This is a genomic window from Tardiphaga sp. vice154 (assembly GCF_007018645.1).
GTDB lineage: Bacteria > Pseudomonadota > Alphaproteobacteria > Rhizobiales > Xanthobacteraceae > Tardiphaga.
Map to the genome: position 1 here is coordinate 2,630,868 of NZ_CP041399.1, position 14,613 is coordinate 2,645,480.

The 14,613-nt window shown below is 64.9% G+C and carries 17 protein-coding genes; 8 read left to right on the forward strand and 9 right to left on the reverse strand.

Translation table 11 applies throughout. The features are described 5' to 3' along the window. Positions 1-75 precede the first annotated feature (75 nt). Positions 76-1,206, reverse strand: a complete 1,131-nt coding sequence (locus tag FIU28_RS12260; RefSeq protein ID WP_210245395.1) for a glycosyltransferase family 4 protein — start codon at positions 1,204-1,206, stop codon at positions 76-78. 2 nt (positions 1,207-1,208) lie between these two features. Next, complete coding sequence (locus tag FIU28_RS12265; RefSeq protein ID WP_143573255.1) at positions 1,209-1,844, reverse strand: polysaccharide biosynthesis/export family protein; 636 nt, start codon at positions 1,842-1,844, stop codon at positions 1,209-1,211. Between the two features lie 177 nt (positions 1,845-2,021). Between FIU28_RS12265 and FIU28_RS12270 the strand changes: the two genes are divergently transcribed. Beyond that, positions 2,022-4,403, forward strand: a complete 2,382-nt coding sequence (locus FIU28_RS12270; protein WP_143573256.1) for a GumC family protein — start codon at positions 2,022-2,024, stop codon at positions 4,401-4,403. A 94-nt stretch (positions 4,404-4,497) separates the two neighbouring features. On the opposite strand, the gene FIU28_RS12275 is transcribed toward FIU28_RS12270, so the two are convergent. Next, positions 4,498-5,682, reverse strand: coding sequence for a GNAT family N-acetyltransferase (locus FIU28_RS12275; RefSeq protein ID WP_143573258.1), 1,185 nt, complete (start codon positions 5,680-5,682; stop codon positions 4,498-4,500). A gap of 82 nt (positions 5,683-5,764) precedes the next feature. Further along, on the reverse strand, positions 5,765-5,983 hold the full coding sequence (locus FIU28_RS12280; RefSeq protein WP_143573260.1) for a DUF2842 domain-containing protein: 219 nt from the start codon (positions 5,981-5,983) through the stop codon (positions 5,765-5,767). A gap of 127 nt (positions 5,984-6,110) precedes the next feature. Between FIU28_RS12280 and FIU28_RS12285 the strand changes: the two genes are divergently transcribed. Next, positions 6,111-7,193: a COX15/CtaA family protein gene (locus tag FIU28_RS12285; protein WP_143573262.1), complete on the forward strand. Its 1,083-nt coding sequence runs from the start codon at positions 6,111-6,113 to the stop codon at positions 7,191-7,193. Between the two features lie 135 nt (positions 7,194-7,328). Here the strand turns inward: FIU28_RS12285 and FIU28_RS12290 are convergent, their stop codons facing one another. The 3 genes from FIU28_RS12290 to FIU28_RS12300 form a co-directional block, all read right to left on the reverse strand. Beyond that, positions 7,329-8,609, reverse strand: a complete 1,281-nt coding sequence (locus FIU28_RS12290; protein ID WP_143573264.1) for an O-acetylhomoserine aminocarboxypropyltransferase — start codon at positions 8,607-8,609, stop codon at positions 7,329-7,331. Between the two features lie 149 nt (positions 8,610-8,758). Continuing rightward, positions 8,759-9,343, reverse strand: coding sequence for a CoA-binding protein (locus tag FIU28_RS12295; protein ID WP_143573266.1), 585 nt, complete (start codon positions 9,341-9,343; stop codon positions 8,759-8,761). 157 nt (positions 9,344-9,500) lie between these two features. Then, on the reverse strand, positions 9,501-10,319 hold the full coding sequence (locus tag FIU28_RS12300; RefSeq protein ID WP_168202937.1) for an enoyl-CoA hydratase: 819 nt from the start codon (positions 10,317-10,319) through the stop codon (positions 9,501-9,503). 75 nt (positions 10,320-10,394) lie between these two features. Here FIU28_RS12300 and FIU28_RS12305 point away from each other — a divergent pair, with 75 nt between their 5' ends. From FIU28_RS12305 to rpsI, 3 genes are all read left to right on the forward strand, one after another. Next, on the forward strand, positions 10,395-10,826 hold the full coding sequence (locus tag FIU28_RS12305) for a PaaI family thioesterase (protein WP_143573270.1): 432 nt from the start codon (positions 10,395-10,397) through the stop codon (positions 10,824-10,826). Between the two features lie 161 nt (positions 10,827-10,987). Then, entirely contained in the window at positions 10,988-11,452 is a 465-nt protein-coding gene (rplM, locus tag FIU28_RS12310; RefSeq protein WP_143573272.1) for a 50S ribosomal protein L13, read from the forward strand. Then, the gene (rpsI, locus tag FIU28_RS12315; protein ID WP_143573274.1) at positions 11,452-11,928 is read left to right on the forward strand and encodes a 30S ribosomal protein S9; all 477 of its coding nucleotides are present in this window, start codon (positions 11,452-11,454) and stop codon (positions 11,926-11,928) included. Before rplM ends, rpsI begins: the two co-directional genes overlap by 1 nt. Positions 11,929-11,996: 68 nt before the next feature. Here rpsI and FIU28_RS27195 read toward each other — a convergent pair whose 3' ends face one another. Further along, positions 11,997-12,122: a hypothetical protein gene (locus FIU28_RS27195; protein WP_256365983.1), complete on the reverse strand. Its 126-nt coding sequence runs from the start codon at positions 12,120-12,122 to the stop codon at positions 11,997-11,999. 27 nt (positions 12,123-12,149) lie between these two features. On the opposite strand from FIU28_RS27195, the gene FIU28_RS12320 reads away from it, so the two are divergent. The 3 genes from FIU28_RS12320 to FIU28_RS12330 all read left to right on the forward strand — a co-directional run bounded on the left by FIU28_RS12320 (position 12,150) and on the right by FIU28_RS12330 (position 14,028). Next, a complete protein-coding gene (locus tag FIU28_RS12320) occupies positions 12,150-13,397 on the forward strand; it encodes a GGDEF domain-containing protein (RefSeq protein WP_143573276.1) in 1,248 nt (415 codons plus the stop codon). A gap of 34 nt (positions 13,398-13,431) precedes the next feature. After that, positions 13,432-13,668, forward strand: a complete 237-nt coding sequence (locus tag FIU28_RS12325) for a hypothetical protein (RefSeq protein ID WP_143573277.1) — start codon at positions 13,432-13,434, stop codon at positions 13,666-13,668. Between the two features lie 63 nt (positions 13,669-13,731). Further along, positions 13,732-14,028 (forward strand): antibiotic biosynthesis monooxygenase family protein, encoded by a 297-nt coding sequence (locus FIU28_RS12330; protein WP_143573279.1) that lies wholly within the window; start codon positions 13,732-13,734, stop codon positions 14,026-14,028. A 59-nt stretch (positions 14,029-14,087) separates the two neighbouring features. Here FIU28_RS12330 and FIU28_RS12335 read toward each other — a convergent pair whose 3' ends face one another. Continuing rightward, a complete protein-coding gene (locus FIU28_RS12335; protein ID WP_143573281.1) occupies positions 14,088-14,498 on the reverse strand; it encodes a flagellar basal body rod protein FlgC in 411 nt (136 codons plus the stop codon). Between the last annotated feature and the right edge of the window lie 115 nt (positions 14,499-14,613).

Sequence of the window (14,613 nt, forward strand, 5' to 3'; positions counted from 1 at the left end):
AGTGGTGTGCGACGCCTGACATGGCGTCAACGTCTAATGGGTATTTCGGAATAAATTGTTACAGGTAAACGGTGGTTAACGATTGGCAAAGGCCTGCCGATATCCGGCGATTACGCCTTCGACCATCGCATCCTGGGAAAAGTGCTGCGCGATGCGTTCGCGCATTGCCTTCGCCCGCGCTAATGCCGCCTTGGGTTCGTCGAGTTCCGTTCGGATGGCGTCAGCGATCGCAGCTCCGTTGCCCGGCGGGAACAGCGCGCTGGTGTGGACGTCGAAAATTTCCGGAATGCCGCCGACATTGGCGGCAATCATCGGCACGCCGGCGGCGGCGGCCTCGATCACCACATAGGGCATCGAGTCGCCACGCGACGGCACCACCAGCAGGCGTCCCTTCGAGAAACCGTAGCGCGCCTTGACGTGGCCGATGAAGCGCACGGCGTCGCCGAGACCGAGCCGCTCGATCTGCGCCTTCAGCCGCGTGGTCTCCTCGCCGTCGCCGCCCAGCGTCAGCGTCACCGGCCGGCCTTCGGCGCGCAATTGCGCCACCGCATCGACCAGCAGATCGGCGCCCTTGATGTGGCGGAATTCGCCGACGTAACACAGGTCGGTGGCGTCGGCGGCGGGGGTCACCGGTTCGAACTCGTCGGAGGTGACGCCGTTGAACACGCACTTCACCAGTCCCGACGGCGTGCCGATGACGCGCTGGTAGGTGTTGCGCGCGAACATGCTCTCGAACAGGAACAGTTCGGTGTGGTCCATCAGCATCCGCTCGACGCCGGCGTAGAGCTTGCCCTTCAGCGTGTTCGGCGGATAATGCAGCGACCCGCCATGCGGCGTGTAGACGCGGATGCAGGTCTTCGACCTCAGCTTGAGGCGGACATAGGCGCCGGCCTTGGCGCCGTGGCCATGCAGGACATTGGGAGCCAGCCTGTGCACCAGACGCATGAACTGCGCCCATGCCAGCAGGTCGGTCAGATGCGGTTCGCGGTGGCTCGGCAGGCGGTGCACGCCGAGCGCCATCCGCGGCGCGATCTCGGCCAAGGCCGCTGCGGCGCGCTCGCCACCCGTGAGGCTGTCGGCGATGATGCCGACCTGGTGACCGCGGGCGGCCTGGCCATTGGCGACATCGAGGATGTGACGAAAGATGCCGCCGACCGGGGCGCGGACGGCGTGCAAGATGCGCAACGGCTGGCTGTCTGGCGCCATCGTCAAAACCAGCGCTCGCCGATCTGGATGGTATCGCCCGGATCGATCGGTGTGCCGAGCGGCACCGCGGCGCGAACGATGCCCTGCTCGGTCGGATGCGACAGCATGACCTCGTCGCGACGGGCGCGCGGCAGGAATCCGCCGGCAATCGCCACCGCGGCCTCGACGCTCATGTTTGGCACATAGGGATATTGCCCGGGGGCGGCGACCTCGCCGAGGATGAAGAATGGTCGGTAGGCCTCGATCTCCACCGCCACTGAGGGCTCGCGGATGAAGCCGTTGCGCAGCCGCGCGGTGATGCTGCCGGCCAGCGCCGCCGGCGTCAGGCCGCGGGCACGCACCGCGCCGATCAGCGGCATGGTGATCGAGCCGCCGGCATCGATCGCATAGGAATTGGTGAGTCCTTCCTGGCCGTAGACCACGACGCGAAGCTTGTCGCCGGCGTCGAGCCGGTAGGCGGCATCATAGCCATGAGCTGAAACGGCAACGCCGAGCGGCGCGCCAGGCGTCGGCGCGCCGTACGCCAGGGCATCCAAGCCGCCCTGCGGCTGACGCTGCGCCACGGGGCCGGAACGGCCCATGCAGCCGGACAGTGCCAGCGCAGCGACAAGACAGGCGAGATGGGGAGCAACACGCATTGGAAAAATCCACGGACCGATAGTGCTCCAATAAGGGTGCTCGTGGTTAACAAACGATGAGTCCGGCGACGCCGGCGCTGATATCGGGGAGTGCGGTACCGAATTAACCGCGCGGCAACCTTAATCGCATTTAATGGTCCCTGTGTGAGACGCAGTTGGCGTTGGTAGGAGTGTGCGATGGGTTTGGCATTCTGGCGTAAAGGCAAGGACCAAGGGGCGAGCGATACGGTCGCTCCGGCGGTTGCGCAGCCCAGCCCGACCAGCCGGTCCTTGTTCAGCACGTCGATGTTTCGCAAGGCGCAGCGACGGCCGATGGCCGCTACGGTCGCGCCCGTGCCGCCGCCACAACTTGGTGATCTCGATTTGCGCGCACTCGGCCATGCCCTCAACCGCAAGCGCGCCTGGGTGTTGATCCCGACCGCGCTGGCGCTGCTGCTGTCGCTGGTCGCCGTCAACCTTATCACGCCGCGCTACAAGTCCGAAGCGCGCATCCTGATCGACGGGCGCGAAAACGTCTTCCTGCGGCCGAACGGCGAGCGCAACGAGGAGCGCACCTCGCTCGACGCCGAAGCCGTCACCAGCCAGGTGCAATTGCTGCTGTCGCGCGATCTGGCGCGTGACATCATTAAGAAGAACAAGCTCGCCGAGCGGCCGGAATTCGATCCGGTGCTGGACGGCATGTCGCCGATCAAGACGCTGCTGGCGCTGTTCGGCATCGGGCGCGATCCGTTCTCGATGACGCCCGAGGAGCGCGTGCTCGACTCCTACTACGAGCGGCTGACGGCCTATGCGGTCGACAAGTCCCGCGTGATGGTGATCGAATTCCAGTCGCGCGATCCGGAGCTGGCAGCACGGGTCGCCAACTCGATCGCCGACGGCTATCTGACGATGCAGCAGGGCGCGCGTCAGGAGCAGGCCAAGGCCGCGGGGCAATGGCTGTCCGGCGAGATCGACAACCTGCGCAAGAAGGTGGCGGACGCGGAATCCCGCGCCGAGGATTTCCGCTCGAAGTCGAGCCTGTTCATCGGCACCAACAACACGTCGCTGTCGAACCAGCAGCTCGGTGAGATCAACTCCCAGCTCAATAATGCCCGCGCCCTGAAGTCCGATGCTGAATCCAAGTCACGGATGATCAAGGACATGCTGCAGAGCGGGCGGCCGATCGAGTCGTCCGAAATTCTCAATTCGGAATTGCTGCGCCGGCTGTCGGAGCAGCGCGTCACGCTGCGCGCGCAGCTCGCCGAACAATCCTCGACGCTGCTCGACGGCCATCCGCGCATCAAGGAGTTGAAGGCGCAGCTCGGCGACCTCGACCGCCAGTTGCGCGAGGAGGCCGCCAAGCTTTCGCGTTCGCTGGAAAACGATGCTCGTATCGCCGCCGGCCGCGTCGATGGCCTGACCAACAGCCTCGAACAGGTCAAGAAGCAGGCGACCTCGACCAACGGCCAGGACGTGCAGGCCCGCGCGCTGGAGCGCGAGGCGAAGGCGCAGCGCGACCTCTTGGAAACCTATCTCGCCAAATATCGCGAGGCGACGACGCGGGAGAACATTGAGGCCGCACCCACCGATGGCCGCATCATATCGCGCGCCATCGTGTCGAACACGCCGGCCTATCCGAAGAAATTGCCGATCGTGCTGATCGCGACGCTGGCGACCCTGATGCTGTCCGCCGGCAGTATCGTCACAGGCGAATTGCTGCGCATGACCGCGCCGCGTCCTGCGATGGCCGTGGCGCGTGCCGCGCCGGCCTTCGTCGAGCCGCTGGTCGCCGCGGCACCTGTTGTCGAAAGGCCCGTCGTCGTGGCGTCTGCGCCCGTCGTGGCGCAAACGCCGATCCCGCCGGTCGTCGAGCCTGCCCCGACGCCCGCATTCATTTCGACACCCTCGCCGATGCCCGCGCCGGTCGCCGTGGCGCCTGAACCGGTCGTGCGCGAAACCCATCCCGAATTGGCCGCCAAGGTCAGCGAGATCGAAAAGCTCGCAGTGTCACTGCGGGCTGCGGGCGCCTCGGCAAGGAAGATCACCATCCTCGGCACCGGGCAGCAGGACAACATCTCGCTGACGGCGTTGACCCTGGCGCGGCTGTTGGCGCGCAGTGCCAAGGTGGTGCTGGTCGACCTGTCGTCGGCGTCGCCGGAATTGAGGGCAGTGTCCAATGATCCCGCGGCACCCGGGCTGGCCGAACTGATGCTGGGCGAGGCCTCGTTCGGTCAGGTCATCACCAAGGACCGGATGTCGGCCGTTCACATGGTCAGCATGGGGCGCGCCGGCGCCGACCGCGCGCTGTTGCAGTCGCCGCGGCTGACCATGGCGCTCGACGCGCTGCTGCGGGTGTACGACCACGTGCTGCTCGATGCCGGCACGGCCGCGGACCTGCCGGCCGGGCTGCTGACCTCGCAGGCCCGCGCGGTCGTGATGCCGGAGTCGTCGATGGACGCGGAAGCGCGCGCGCTGATGGCCGGGCAGCTCCGCGCCGTCGGCTTCGCCGAGGTGGCGATGCTGCATTCGGACGTCGATCCGGCCGCGGCGAATGCACCCGCGCAGGTCGCAGCGGCGTAAATACGAGCTCAGCAATCTAGGCTAAGGCGGTGGCGCTCTTCACCCTCCCCCTCCAGGGGAGGGTGAGAAACCAATGTCTGTATCGGTGAGAGGATCAGCGCTGCAACGCGCCGCGCAGTTTTTGCGCCATTTGCGTCAGGGCCGGCGATTGCTTGACCATGCGCTTGGCATGCGCAAGCGATGACAGCCCGAGCGCGCCCAGCCGGCCGCGGCCGGTGAGCGGCAAAAAGCTGTCGAAGATCGGCTCGTCGTCCTTGCAGAACATCCGCTTGTAATCGTCGCCCCCGATGCCGAGATCGAGCGAGGTGACGCCATGCTCGGCGTAGGTGTCGATGATGGTCCGTATCAGGATCAGGCCGGGGCTATACTTCGCATTCTCCGACATCGTGTAGGTGTTGAACATCATCGAGAAGCGTCCGGCGTCGGCGACGCCGGCAAACATCGCGATCACTTCCTCGTCGCAGACCAGCGCATGCAGATCGATGACGTGGCCACCGTCGCGTGGCGCAGCACAAGTGTCGCGGATGAAGGCCTCGACGCCGGGTTCGGCAAACACGTTGGGCAGGTTCTGCTCCGCCATGCGCAACGGCTTGATGGCAAAAAAGGCATCGAGGATGCGCGTGATGTCGGCCTCGGAACGGGCCTGCAGATAGCGATAGCCGGTCACGCTGTCGTATTTGCGTTCCTTGGTCTTCAGGCGCTTGCGCATCGAAGCGCTGACGCGGTCGCCGGGTGCCGCGCCCGGTGTCATTCGCAGCACCGGGCATCCGTTGGTCGCGGCCTGGCTCGGCAGCAAGGCGAGGGGATTGGCCATGCCGAGCCAGCTTTGCGGCTGGCGGGCGAGGGCCAGCACATCGACCCGGGTGACGTGCCGCTGGATGCCGCGCAGCAGCGCGTCCATCTCGGCCTTGCCGGCGCCCGCGGCGAAATCGCGCCGCCACAGCGGCATGTTGAAGGTGATGTGCTTGCCGCCGAGATAGCAGGCAACCGCCATGCCGCGCTGTTGCCGCAGGCCGAGCGGCAGCAGCAGCAAGGGCTCATTGGCCGCGTCATAGGCGACGACGATCAGCGGCCGCACACCCTCGCTTGCGCCGATATGTATCTGCCAGGCGGCCTGCAGATCGAAACGCTGATAGGGCGTGAACAGATGCGCGGAGGTTTCCAGCGATCGCCAGATCGGCTCGGCGGCCTGCATGTCGCTGAAAATTTCGACGCGCGCGATGCGACAAGCTGCCGGTGCGGCGGCCGCGGGACCATCGATCACAGCGGCCATGGGCATTTCAGCCTTCTCGGGATTTGCTCGGGTGTTTCGTCGCTTACCTTGGCAGAGATTCGTCAAGAAAGCGTAAGAGGTGCCTGGATCAGGTCAGGGGTTCCGGATTCCGCTTCGACATCCAACTGACGATCGGCATCGCCGGAAGCACCCAGCCGAGCCCGGCAACGACATAGAAGATGGCCTGCCGAAAGCCGGACGCGGCCAGCCACGGCATCTGCGCCACCGCCATGCCGAGCAGAGACCAGATCACGACCAGCACAAGCAGGAAGATGGTGCCGAGGAATTTGCGGGTGCGGATTCGCATGACGGAAATGTGCTGACCGAAGGAGGGCGTGGGGCAGGTGCAGGCTTTGCACGCCGCGGTTGGCCGGACTATAAGGGCCGCAGAAATCCGTTCAAGCGGTTGACGTCCAGACCGTTCGAGGCTGCCCATGACCACCGGTTCCCTCCGCGACGACTCAAGGCTGCGCCCGGTGCGGGCGTGGCTGATCGCGGTCGCCGCGCTGATCGCGCTGATGGTGCTGGTCGGCGGCGCGACGCGGCTGACGGAATCCGGCCTGTCGATCGTCGAGTGGAAGCCGGTCACGGGCACGCTGCCGCCCCTGACCCAGGCGCACTGGAACGAGGCGTTCGAGGCCTACAAGGCGATCCCGCAATATCGCGAGCTCAATTCCGGCATGAGCCTCGACGAATTCAAGACCATCTTCTGGTGGGAATGGAGCCATCGGCTGCTCGGCCGCGTCATCGGCATGGTCTATCTGCTGCCCTTCCTCTGGTTCTTCTGGTCAGGCGTGCTGGGTTCCGACCTGAAGAAACGGCTATGGGTGATCTTCGGCCTTGGCGCCCTGCAGGGAGCCGTGGGCTGGTGGATGGTGGCGTCGGGTCTCACCAAGCGCGTCGAGGTGTCGCAATATCGGCTGGCGACCCATCTGGTGCTGGCGCTGGTGATCTTTGCCGCGATCGTCTGGACGCTGCGGCAACTGACCGACCGCACGCCGGTGGCGGCGAATAGGCGGCTGCGCATCACCAGCGTGGTGCTGCTCGGGCTGACCTTCCTGCAGATCTATTTCGGTGCGCTGGTGGCTGGGCTGCGGGCAGGTCGGGTGTTCAACACCTGGCCGGAGATCGACGGCGCGCTGATCCCCTCCGCGGCACGGCTGTTCTTCGAGGAGCCGTGGTGGCGCAACCTGTTCGACAATGTGCTGACCGTGCAGTTCGAGCACCGCATGACGGCCTATGCGCTGCTGGCGCTGGCGATCTGGCACGCCGTGGATGCGGTGCGGTCGCGGGCTGACAAAGCGGTGATCAACGGCGCGCTGTGGATGGTCGCGGCGATTACCGCGCAGGCGATGCTCGGCATCCTGACGCTGTTGTATCAGGTGCCGATCGATCTGGCGCTGTCGCATCAGGCGATGGCGATCGTGGTGCTGACGCTGTCGGTGCTGCAGGTCGAGCGGATGAAGGTGAAGCGAACCGCTCCCGCAAAATTCGCGTTGGCCAGCAAGGCCGCCTGAACAAGACTGTCTTTCCGGGGTGCGGGCGGCGTGAGCCGAGCGCGAACCCGGAACCAAGATGTGTTCATCGTCCCACGCTGAGATTCCGGGTTCGCTCGCAGCAAGCTGCTCGCGCCCCGGAATGACAGTTAAGGGCTACGCCCCCAGCGCCTGCTCAAGATCCGCGATCAGATCTTCCTTGTCCTCGATGCCCACCGACAATCGCACCACGTCCGGCGCCGCGCCCGAGCGCGTCTTGGCGTCGTCGTCGAGCTGGCTGTGGGTGGTGGAGGCCGGGTGGATCACCAGCGAGCGGGTGTCGCCGACATTGGCCAGATGCGAGAACAGTTTCAGCTTCGAGACCAGGCTGACGCCGGCCTCGTAGCCGCCCTTCAGGCTGAAGGTGAACACCGCGCCGGCGCCTTTCGGCGCATATTTGCGGGCCAGCGCGTGGTAGCGATTGCCAGCCAGGCCGGCGTAATTCACCGCGGCCACCGCGGGATGCGCCGACAGGAATTCGGCGACCGCCCGGGCGTTTTCGCAATGGCGCTCCATGCGCAGCGGCAGCGTCTCGATGCCGGTCAGGATCATGAAGGCGTTGAACGGCGACAGCGCCGGGCCGAGGTCGCGCAGCCCCAGCACGCGGCAGGCGATCGCGAAGGCGAAGTTGCCAAAGGTCTCCTGGATCTTGATGCCGTGATATTCCGGGCGCGGCTCGCTGAGCATCGGATATTTGCCGTCCTTCGACCAGTCGAAGGTGCCGGCATCGACGATGATGCCGCCCAGCGAATTGCCGTGGCCGCCGAGAAATTTGGTCAGCGAATGCACCACGATGTCGGCGCCGTGGTCGATCGGCCGGATCAGATACGGCGTCGCCAGCGTGTTGTCGACGATCAAGGGCACGCCGGCCTTGCGCGCCACGGCGGAAATCGCCTCGATATCGGTGATGGAGCCGGCGGGATTGGCGATCGATTCGATGAAGATCGCCTTGGTCTTGTCGGTCACCGCGCGCTCGAACGAGGCAATATCGTCGGAATCGGCCCACACCACATTCCAGCCGAAACTCTGGAAGGCGTGGGTGAACTGGTTGATCGAGCCGCCATAGAGTTTTCGCGACGCGATGAATTCATCGCCCGGACGCAGCAATTGCTGGAATACGACCAGTTGCGCGGCGTGGCCCGAGGCCGTCGCCAGCGCCGCGGTGCCGCCTTCAAGTGCTGCGACGCGCTCTTCCAGCACGGCGGTCGTCGGATTGGTAATGCGCGTATAGATATTGCCGAACGACTGCAGTCCGAACAGCGATGCCGCGTGGTCGGAATCGTTGAACACGAAGGATGTGGTCTGGTAGATCGGCGTCGCGCGCGCGCCGGTGGTTGGATCGGGCTGCGCGCCTGCGTGGACGGCCAGCGTGGCAAAGCCGGGAAGGCGGTCGGTCATGGTCTCTCCCTGAAATCGTTTCGACAAGTTGGCGGCATGCTGATGGTGCGCGCCGCCGCCGTCAAGGCGATGCATCAACAAGCCGCTAGTTCGCAATTTCTGTGCTGCGTTGCGCTATGGCCGTGAAACGAAACGGTCGGATCGCGCGCTCAGGCGTCGTCGTTCCTGCTTTTTGCCGCACGGTCGGCGGCTGCGGTGCCGGCGCCGCCGATGCTGCCGCGATTCAGCGACAGCCGCATCCCCATCGTCGGCACCGGACCGCGTTTAGAGCTCAGGGTGCGCGAGTTGACGCCCATCCAGCCGATCTCCGACGACAGCCGGCCATATTCGATCTTCGGGCAGCGGTTCATGATGACCGTGATGCCTGCGGCCTCGGCCTTCGCCGCGGCCTCGTCATGGCGGACGCCGAGCTGCAGCCAGATCACCTTCGGCAGCGTGGGCAAAGCGAGAATCTCGTCGAGCACCGGCATGATGTGCTCGGCGCTGCGGAAGATATCGACCATGTCGATGGGTCGGCCAATCTCGCGCAATGATCCGACGAACGGTTTGCCGATCAGGCTCTTGCCGACCTGTCCGGGATTGACCGGGATCATGTCGTAGCCGCGCTCGGCGAGATATTTGAACACGAAATAGCTCGGCCGCACATTCTGCGGCGAGGCGCCGACCATCGCGATGGTCTTCACGCTGTTGAGGATCTCGCGGATATGATCGTCGCTGTAGCTGTCGTGGTTCATGTTCATTTCCAACGCTAACGGCCCGTCATTGCGAGGAGCCGTTGCAACGAAGTCGGTAGCCCGGATGGAGCGCAGCGCAATCCGGGGGCAGCGGTTCAACTTGCTCGGCATTCCCGGATTTCGCTGCGCTCCATCCGGGCTACGGATAAGTGCCGGGTTATCGGTCTTCCCACTTGGGCTGACGCTTTTCGATGAAGGCGCCGATGCCTTCTTCGGCGTCACGGGCCATCATGTTCTCGGTCATCACTCCGGCGGCAAAGCTGTAGGCGTCGGCGAGATTCATCTCGGCCTGTCGATAAAACGCCTCCTTGCCGAGCTTCACCGTATGCGCAGATTTGCGCGCCACCTGTTCGGCCAGCGCAATCGCGGCGTCACGCTCAAGGCCTGCGGCCACGACGCGGTTCACAAGGCCGATTTCGCGGGCGCGCGCCGCCGTGATCGGTTCGCCGGTGAGCAGCATCTCCATCGCCTGCTTGCGCGGGACATTTCGCGTCAGAGCCACCATCGGTGTCGAGCAGAACAGCCCGATATCGACGCCGGGCGTGGCGAACGTCGCGGCCTCGGAAGCCACCGCCAGATCGCAGCTCGCCACCAATTGGCAGCCCGCCGCGGTCGCCACGCCCTGCACGCAGGCGATCACCGGCTTCGGCAGCGCCACCACGGCCTGCATCATCGCGCTGCAGATCGACATCATATGCGCGAAATAGGCCCGCCCGCGATCGGCGTCGACGCGGCGCGCGGTGAGCTCCTTGAGGTCGTGGCCGGCGGAGAAAACCGTGCCGTTGGCGGCGATCACCACGGCGCGCACGGTACGGTCACCGGCGATGGCATCGAGTGCCAAATGCAGGTCGCCGATCAGGCCTTCGGACAGGCTGTTGCGCGCCGCCGGGCGATTCAGCGTGAGCACCGCGACGGCGTCGATTGCTTCGCGAAGCAGGAGGGGGGGCGCGTCGGACGCGCGCTGGGACAGGGCCATGAAGAACATCCATCTCTGGGCAGGGCCGTCACCGTATTGTAACAGAGGCCAACAGGCGAGAGCAGGTGAGGATACATGACGATTGCAAAAATGAGCGTGGCCGAACTCGAAACATTCCTGCACAGGGAATTTCCGCAAGCTTTCAGCACCGGCGATATCGCCATCGAAAGCGCCGACGGCTCATCGTCCCTACTGCGCCAGACCTATAATGAGCGCATGCTGCGGCCGGGCGGCACCGTCTCCGGCCCGACGCTGATGGCGCTGGCCGATTTCGCGATGTACGTCGTGTTGCTGTCCGCGATCGGGCCGGTGGGCCTCGCCGTCACCACCAATCTCAACATCAATTTCCTGCGCAAGGGCCAGCCCGGCCAGGACGTGCTGGCGGCCGCGCGCCTGCTGAAGATCGGAAAACGCCTCGCGGTGGGCGAAGTCACCCTGTTATCAGGCACTTCGGCCGATCCGATCGCCCACGTCACCTCGACCTATTCCATTCCAAATGCTGGCTGAATTAGAAGGTAAAATTGCACCTTATTTATAAGATTATGATTTTGCTGATAAATTTTGCGTCGCCCGACGCAATTGGGCATTGACGGAATCCGTAGCCCTCACTAGAAACGCGCCTAGTTCGGTGCTTTCGCGCCGATGTCTCCTTTTCACGGAATTTTCACATGAAAACGTTTTCGGCCAAGCCAGCCGAGATCACGAAGAAGTGGATCGTCATCGACGCCACGGGTCTCGTGGTCGGCCGGCTCGCCACGCTGGTCGCGATGCGCCTGCGCGGCAAGCATCTCCCGATCTACACGCCCCACGTTGATTGCGGTGACCATGTCATCATCATCAACGCCGCGAAGGTGGTCTTCACCGGCCGCAAGCGCGACCAGAAGATCTATTACCACCACACCGGTTTCATCGGTGGCATCAAGGAACGCAGCGCCAAGTCGATCCTCGAGGGTCGCTTCCCTGAGCGCATTATGGAAAAGGCCATTGAGCGCATGATCCCGCGCGGCCCGCTCGGTCGCCTGCAGATGAGCAATCTCCGCGTCTATCCGGGTGCCGAGCATCCGCATGAAGCCCAGCAGCCCGAGCCGTTCAACGTCGGCGAGCTGAACCGCAAGAACATGAGGGCCGCATAATGTCGGATACCATGCAGTCCCTCGACCAGCTGTCGTCGCTGAAGGTGCAGGCACCGGACGCCCCGACCTACGTGAAGAAGATCGACAAGCAGGGCCGTGCCTACTCGACCGGCAAGCGCAAGGATGCGGTCGCCCGCGTCTGGATCAAGCCGGGCGCCGGCAAGATCATCGTTAACACCCGCGAAGTCGAAGTCTACTTCGCACGCCCCGTTCTGCGCATGTTGATCCAGCAGCCGCTGGTCGCCGCAGCCCGTGCCGGCCAGTATGACGTGATCTGCACCGTCGCCGGTGGCGGTCTGTCGGGCCAGGCCGGTGCTGTGCGTCACGGCATCTCCAAGGCGCTGACCTGCTTCGAGCCCGACCTGCGCGGCGTGCTCAAGAAGGGCGGCTTCCTGACGCGCGACTCGCGTGTCGTCGAGCGTAAGAAGTACGGCAAGGCGAAGGCCCGCAAGTCCTTCCAGTTCTCGAAGCGTTAATCGCTTCGTCGCATTTGCTGCGAACGCAGCAGAGCCAACAAAGGGCGCCTTCGGGCGCTCTTTTCGTTTCAAATGAACGGTAATTGACGCGATTTTTCGCGAAAATCTTTGCTTCCGTGCAAACGGTTTTCCAATCCGCCCGGCCTATCGTTGACCATGGCGTAAAATGCCATTCCGCCCGTCTGGGCGGACATCCTGCAACTTCTGCCGGTGGCCATACGATGTCGCTCGACACTTCCACGCTCTATCTCGTCGCGACCTTGGTCGCCGCCATGCTGGGCGCCATGCTGCTGTTCTTCGGGCGGCAGGAGAAAATTGCGGCGCTGAACTGGTGGGGCGCGGCCTATCTGCTTGGCGCGGCCTCGGTCGGACTGTGGACCCTGGCCGGCGCGATGCTGGGCGACGTGCTGTCGCTGGCGCTCAACGCCATCGGCTTTGTCGCTTGCGCCATGGTGTGGAACGCGGCGCGGGTTTTCCACGGTCGCAAGCCGAGCTGGCTCGGTCTCGGCTTCGGCGCCGCGGCCTGGGTCGCCGCCATCCTCACTTTGCCGCCTGAGGCCTCCGCGCTGCGGATGACGATCGGCGCCGGCATTGTCGCGCTGTACGCCACGCTGACCGCCAGCGAATTGTGGGCCGAGCGCCGCAAGTCGGTGCAGCGGCGCTGGCCGACGGTGATCGTGCCGTTCCTGCACGGTTTCGTCCTGATGCTGCCGATCCTGATCGGCGACGTCGTGGATTCCGGCACCGGCCATTCCGGCGCCAGCGTCTGGGCGATGATCTTTGCGATCGAACTGGTGCTCTACGCCGTCGGTACCGTGTTCGTGATCTTCATGCGGGTGTCGGAGCGCGCCGTCACGGTGCACAAGGTCGCGGCCTCTTGCGATCCGCTGACCGGCATGTTCAACCGCCGCGGCTTCTCGGAGGCCACCGCGCGGATGATCGAGCGTGAGGCCAAGGCGGGCCGTCCGATCACCGTGATGATCTTCGACATCGACCACTTCAAGTCGATCAACGACCGCTTCGGCCATCCGGCCGGCGACGAGGTGCTCAAACTGTTCGCCAATATCATCACGCAGACGCTGCGCCTCACCGACCTGAGCGGGCGGATTGGCGGTGAGGAGTTCGCAGCGATGCTGCCGTGCAATCTGGAAGAGGCGATGAACGCGGCCGAACGTGTTCGCGAAGCCTTTGCGACCTGCGGTATCGAGATCGACGACGCGCCGGTGGTAACCACCGTCAGCATCGGTGTCGCCGGCGGGCCGGCCCATACCGAACTCGACGTGCTGCTGGCGGCGGCGGATACCGCGCTGTACGACGCCAAGCGCGGCGGCCGCAACCGCGTGCAGGCGGCGGAAGAGCAGCAGCCGGTATCGCTGGAGCAGGGCCGCCGCGCCATCGCCGGCCAGACGGCGCCGAAAGCCAGCGTGGTGCGCGGCGGTCTCACTATCGGCACCACGGCGGCGCGCTAAGTCTCCGTTTACGGATTGCTCCCTATATTGATGCATGATCGCATCACGTCCAACCCGTTCCGAACTGGCGCTGCTCTCTCTCGAGGCGGCGGCGGTGGCAGCACGGTCCGGCTTTGCCTGCATGTTCTCGACCTCGGACGAATATGAGAGCGCGCTGATCCGCGAGCGTCGGGCCCGGGGGCACTACAACGATGCCGCGCGGCGCTGGCCGACCGTTGCCTTTCTCGGCGGCTGTGTCGCGGTACTAGCTACCGTGCTGCTGGTAGCCTGATCGCGGGCTTCACCGCGATGGCGCTTTGCGCTACATATGGCGACCTCAACAAAGGCCGTGAACATGATCACTGAAATCGCACAGATCGACGTCAAGCCGGGCACCGAATCGGCTTTCGAGGCCGCGGTGGCCAAGGCGCGTCCGCTGTTCCTGCGCGCCAAGGGCGGCCAGGGTTTTGAGCTGCATAAATCGATCGAAAAGCCGCAGCGCTACCGCCTGATGGTGCAGTGGGCGACGCTGGAGGACCACACGGTCGATTTCCGGGGATCGCCGGACTTCGCCGAATGGCGCGCTCTGGTCGGCGAATTCTTCGCGTCGCCGCCGGAAGTGGAGCACACCGAGACCGTGCTGACGACCTGAGGCCTGAGGCGCTGCAGACCGGCTCGGCATACCTGCTTGATCGTTCGACCTGCCTGGCCTTACGCCTTGATGTCGATCAGCGCCTTGGCCATGCGGTCGTCCGCCTTCATTGTCGCCGCGCCGGCCGCAAAACTGTAGCTGGCGATCAGCTGGCTGATCATCTCCTGCGACAGGTCGACATTGGGTGCGGCAACCAGACCGCTTGCGTTGGCGAAGGGGGCCTGCGGATCGGAGACCGCGGTGGTAGAGGGTGTCGCCGTCGCAACCGACGTCGCGGTGCCGCCGCCGGCGCTGGCGGTCTCGACCACGACCAGCGGTGCATAGGCCCGCGGCGCGCCGGCCGCTACCGCGCCGCTGGCATCGGGCAGGGTGCCGGTGCTCGCGATATTGGCGACGTTCGAGGCGGACACGGCTAAACGGCGTGTCGCCGCGGTCATGCCGGACAGGGCGATGGTCGAAATGCTGCTCATGGAAATCCGTGGGAGCGATGACCTGGCCGTCACCCTAGGCGCCTGCGATAAGCAAACTTCAACGGCTACCGCGCGATTCCGACGGTCGGAATAACGCATCGTTCACCATGTGGCT

What these genes read in the sequence shown, in the direction of transcription:
- FIU28_RS12260 (WP_210245395.1), bottom strand. Translation starts at nt 1,206, where the DNA reads ATGGCGCCAGACAGCCAGCCGTTGCGCATCTTGCACGCCGTCCGCGCC.
- FIU28_RS12265 (WP_143573255.1), bottom strand. Translation starts at nt 1,844, where the DNA reads ATGCGTGTTGCTCCCCATCTCGCCTGTCTTGTCGCTGCGCTGGCACTG.
- FIU28_RS12270 (WP_143573256.1), top strand. Translation starts at nt 2,022, where the DNA reads ATGGGTTTGGCATTCTGGCGTAAAGGCAAGGACCAAGGGGCGAGCGAT.
- FIU28_RS12275 (WP_143573258.1), bottom strand. Translation starts at nt 5,682, where the DNA reads ATGCCCATGGCCGCTGTGATCGATGGTCCCGCGGCCGCCGCACCGGCA.
- FIU28_RS12280 (WP_143573260.1), bottom strand. Translation starts at nt 5,983, where the DNA reads ATGCGAATCCGCACCCGCAAATTCCTCGGCACCATCTTCCTGCTTGTG.
- FIU28_RS12285 (WP_143573262.1), top strand. Translation starts at nt 6,111, where the DNA reads ATGACCACCGGTTCCCTCCGCGACGACTCAAGGCTGCGCCCGGTGCGG.
- FIU28_RS12290 (WP_143573264.1), bottom strand. Translation starts at nt 8,609, where the DNA reads ATGACCGACCGCCTTCCCGGCTTTGCCACGCTGGCCGTCCACGCAGGC.
- FIU28_RS12295 (WP_143573266.1), bottom strand. Translation starts at nt 9,343, where the DNA reads ATGAACCACGACAGCTACAGCGACGATCATATCCGCGAGATCCTCAAC.
- FIU28_RS12300 (WP_168202937.1), bottom strand. Translation starts at nt 10,319, where the DNA reads ATGGCCCTGTCCCAGCGCGCGTCCGACGCGCCCCCCCTCCTGCTTCGC.
- FIU28_RS12305 (WP_143573270.1), top strand. Translation starts at nt 10,395, where the DNA reads ATGACGATTGCAAAAATGAGCGTGGCCGAACTCGAAACATTCCTGCAC.
- rplM (WP_143573272.1), top strand. Translation starts at nt 10,988, where the DNA reads ATGAAAACGTTTTCGGCCAAGCCAGCCGAGATCACGAAGAAGTGGATC.
- rpsI (WP_143573274.1), top strand. Translation starts at nt 11,452, where the DNA reads ATGTCGGATACCATGCAGTCCCTCGACCAGCTGTCGTCGCTGAAGGTG.
- FIU28_RS27195 (WP_256365983.1), bottom strand. Translation starts at nt 12,122, where the DNA reads ATGTCCGCCCAGACGGGCGGAATGGCATTTTACGCCATGGTCAACGAT.
- FIU28_RS12320 (WP_143573276.1), top strand. Translation starts at nt 12,150, where the DNA reads ATGTCGCTCGACACTTCCACGCTCTATCTCGTCGCGACCTTGGTCGCC.
- FIU28_RS12325 (WP_143573277.1), top strand. Translation starts at nt 13,432, where the DNA reads ATGATCGCATCACGTCCAACCCGTTCCGAACTGGCGCTGCTCTCTCTC.
- FIU28_RS12330 (WP_143573279.1), top strand. Translation starts at nt 13,732, where the DNA reads ATGATCACTGAAATCGCACAGATCGACGTCAAGCCGGGCACCGAATCG.
- FIU28_RS12335 (WP_143573281.1), bottom strand. Translation starts at nt 14,498, where the DNA reads ATGAGCAGCATTTCGACCATCGCCCTGTCCGGCATGACCGCGGCGACA.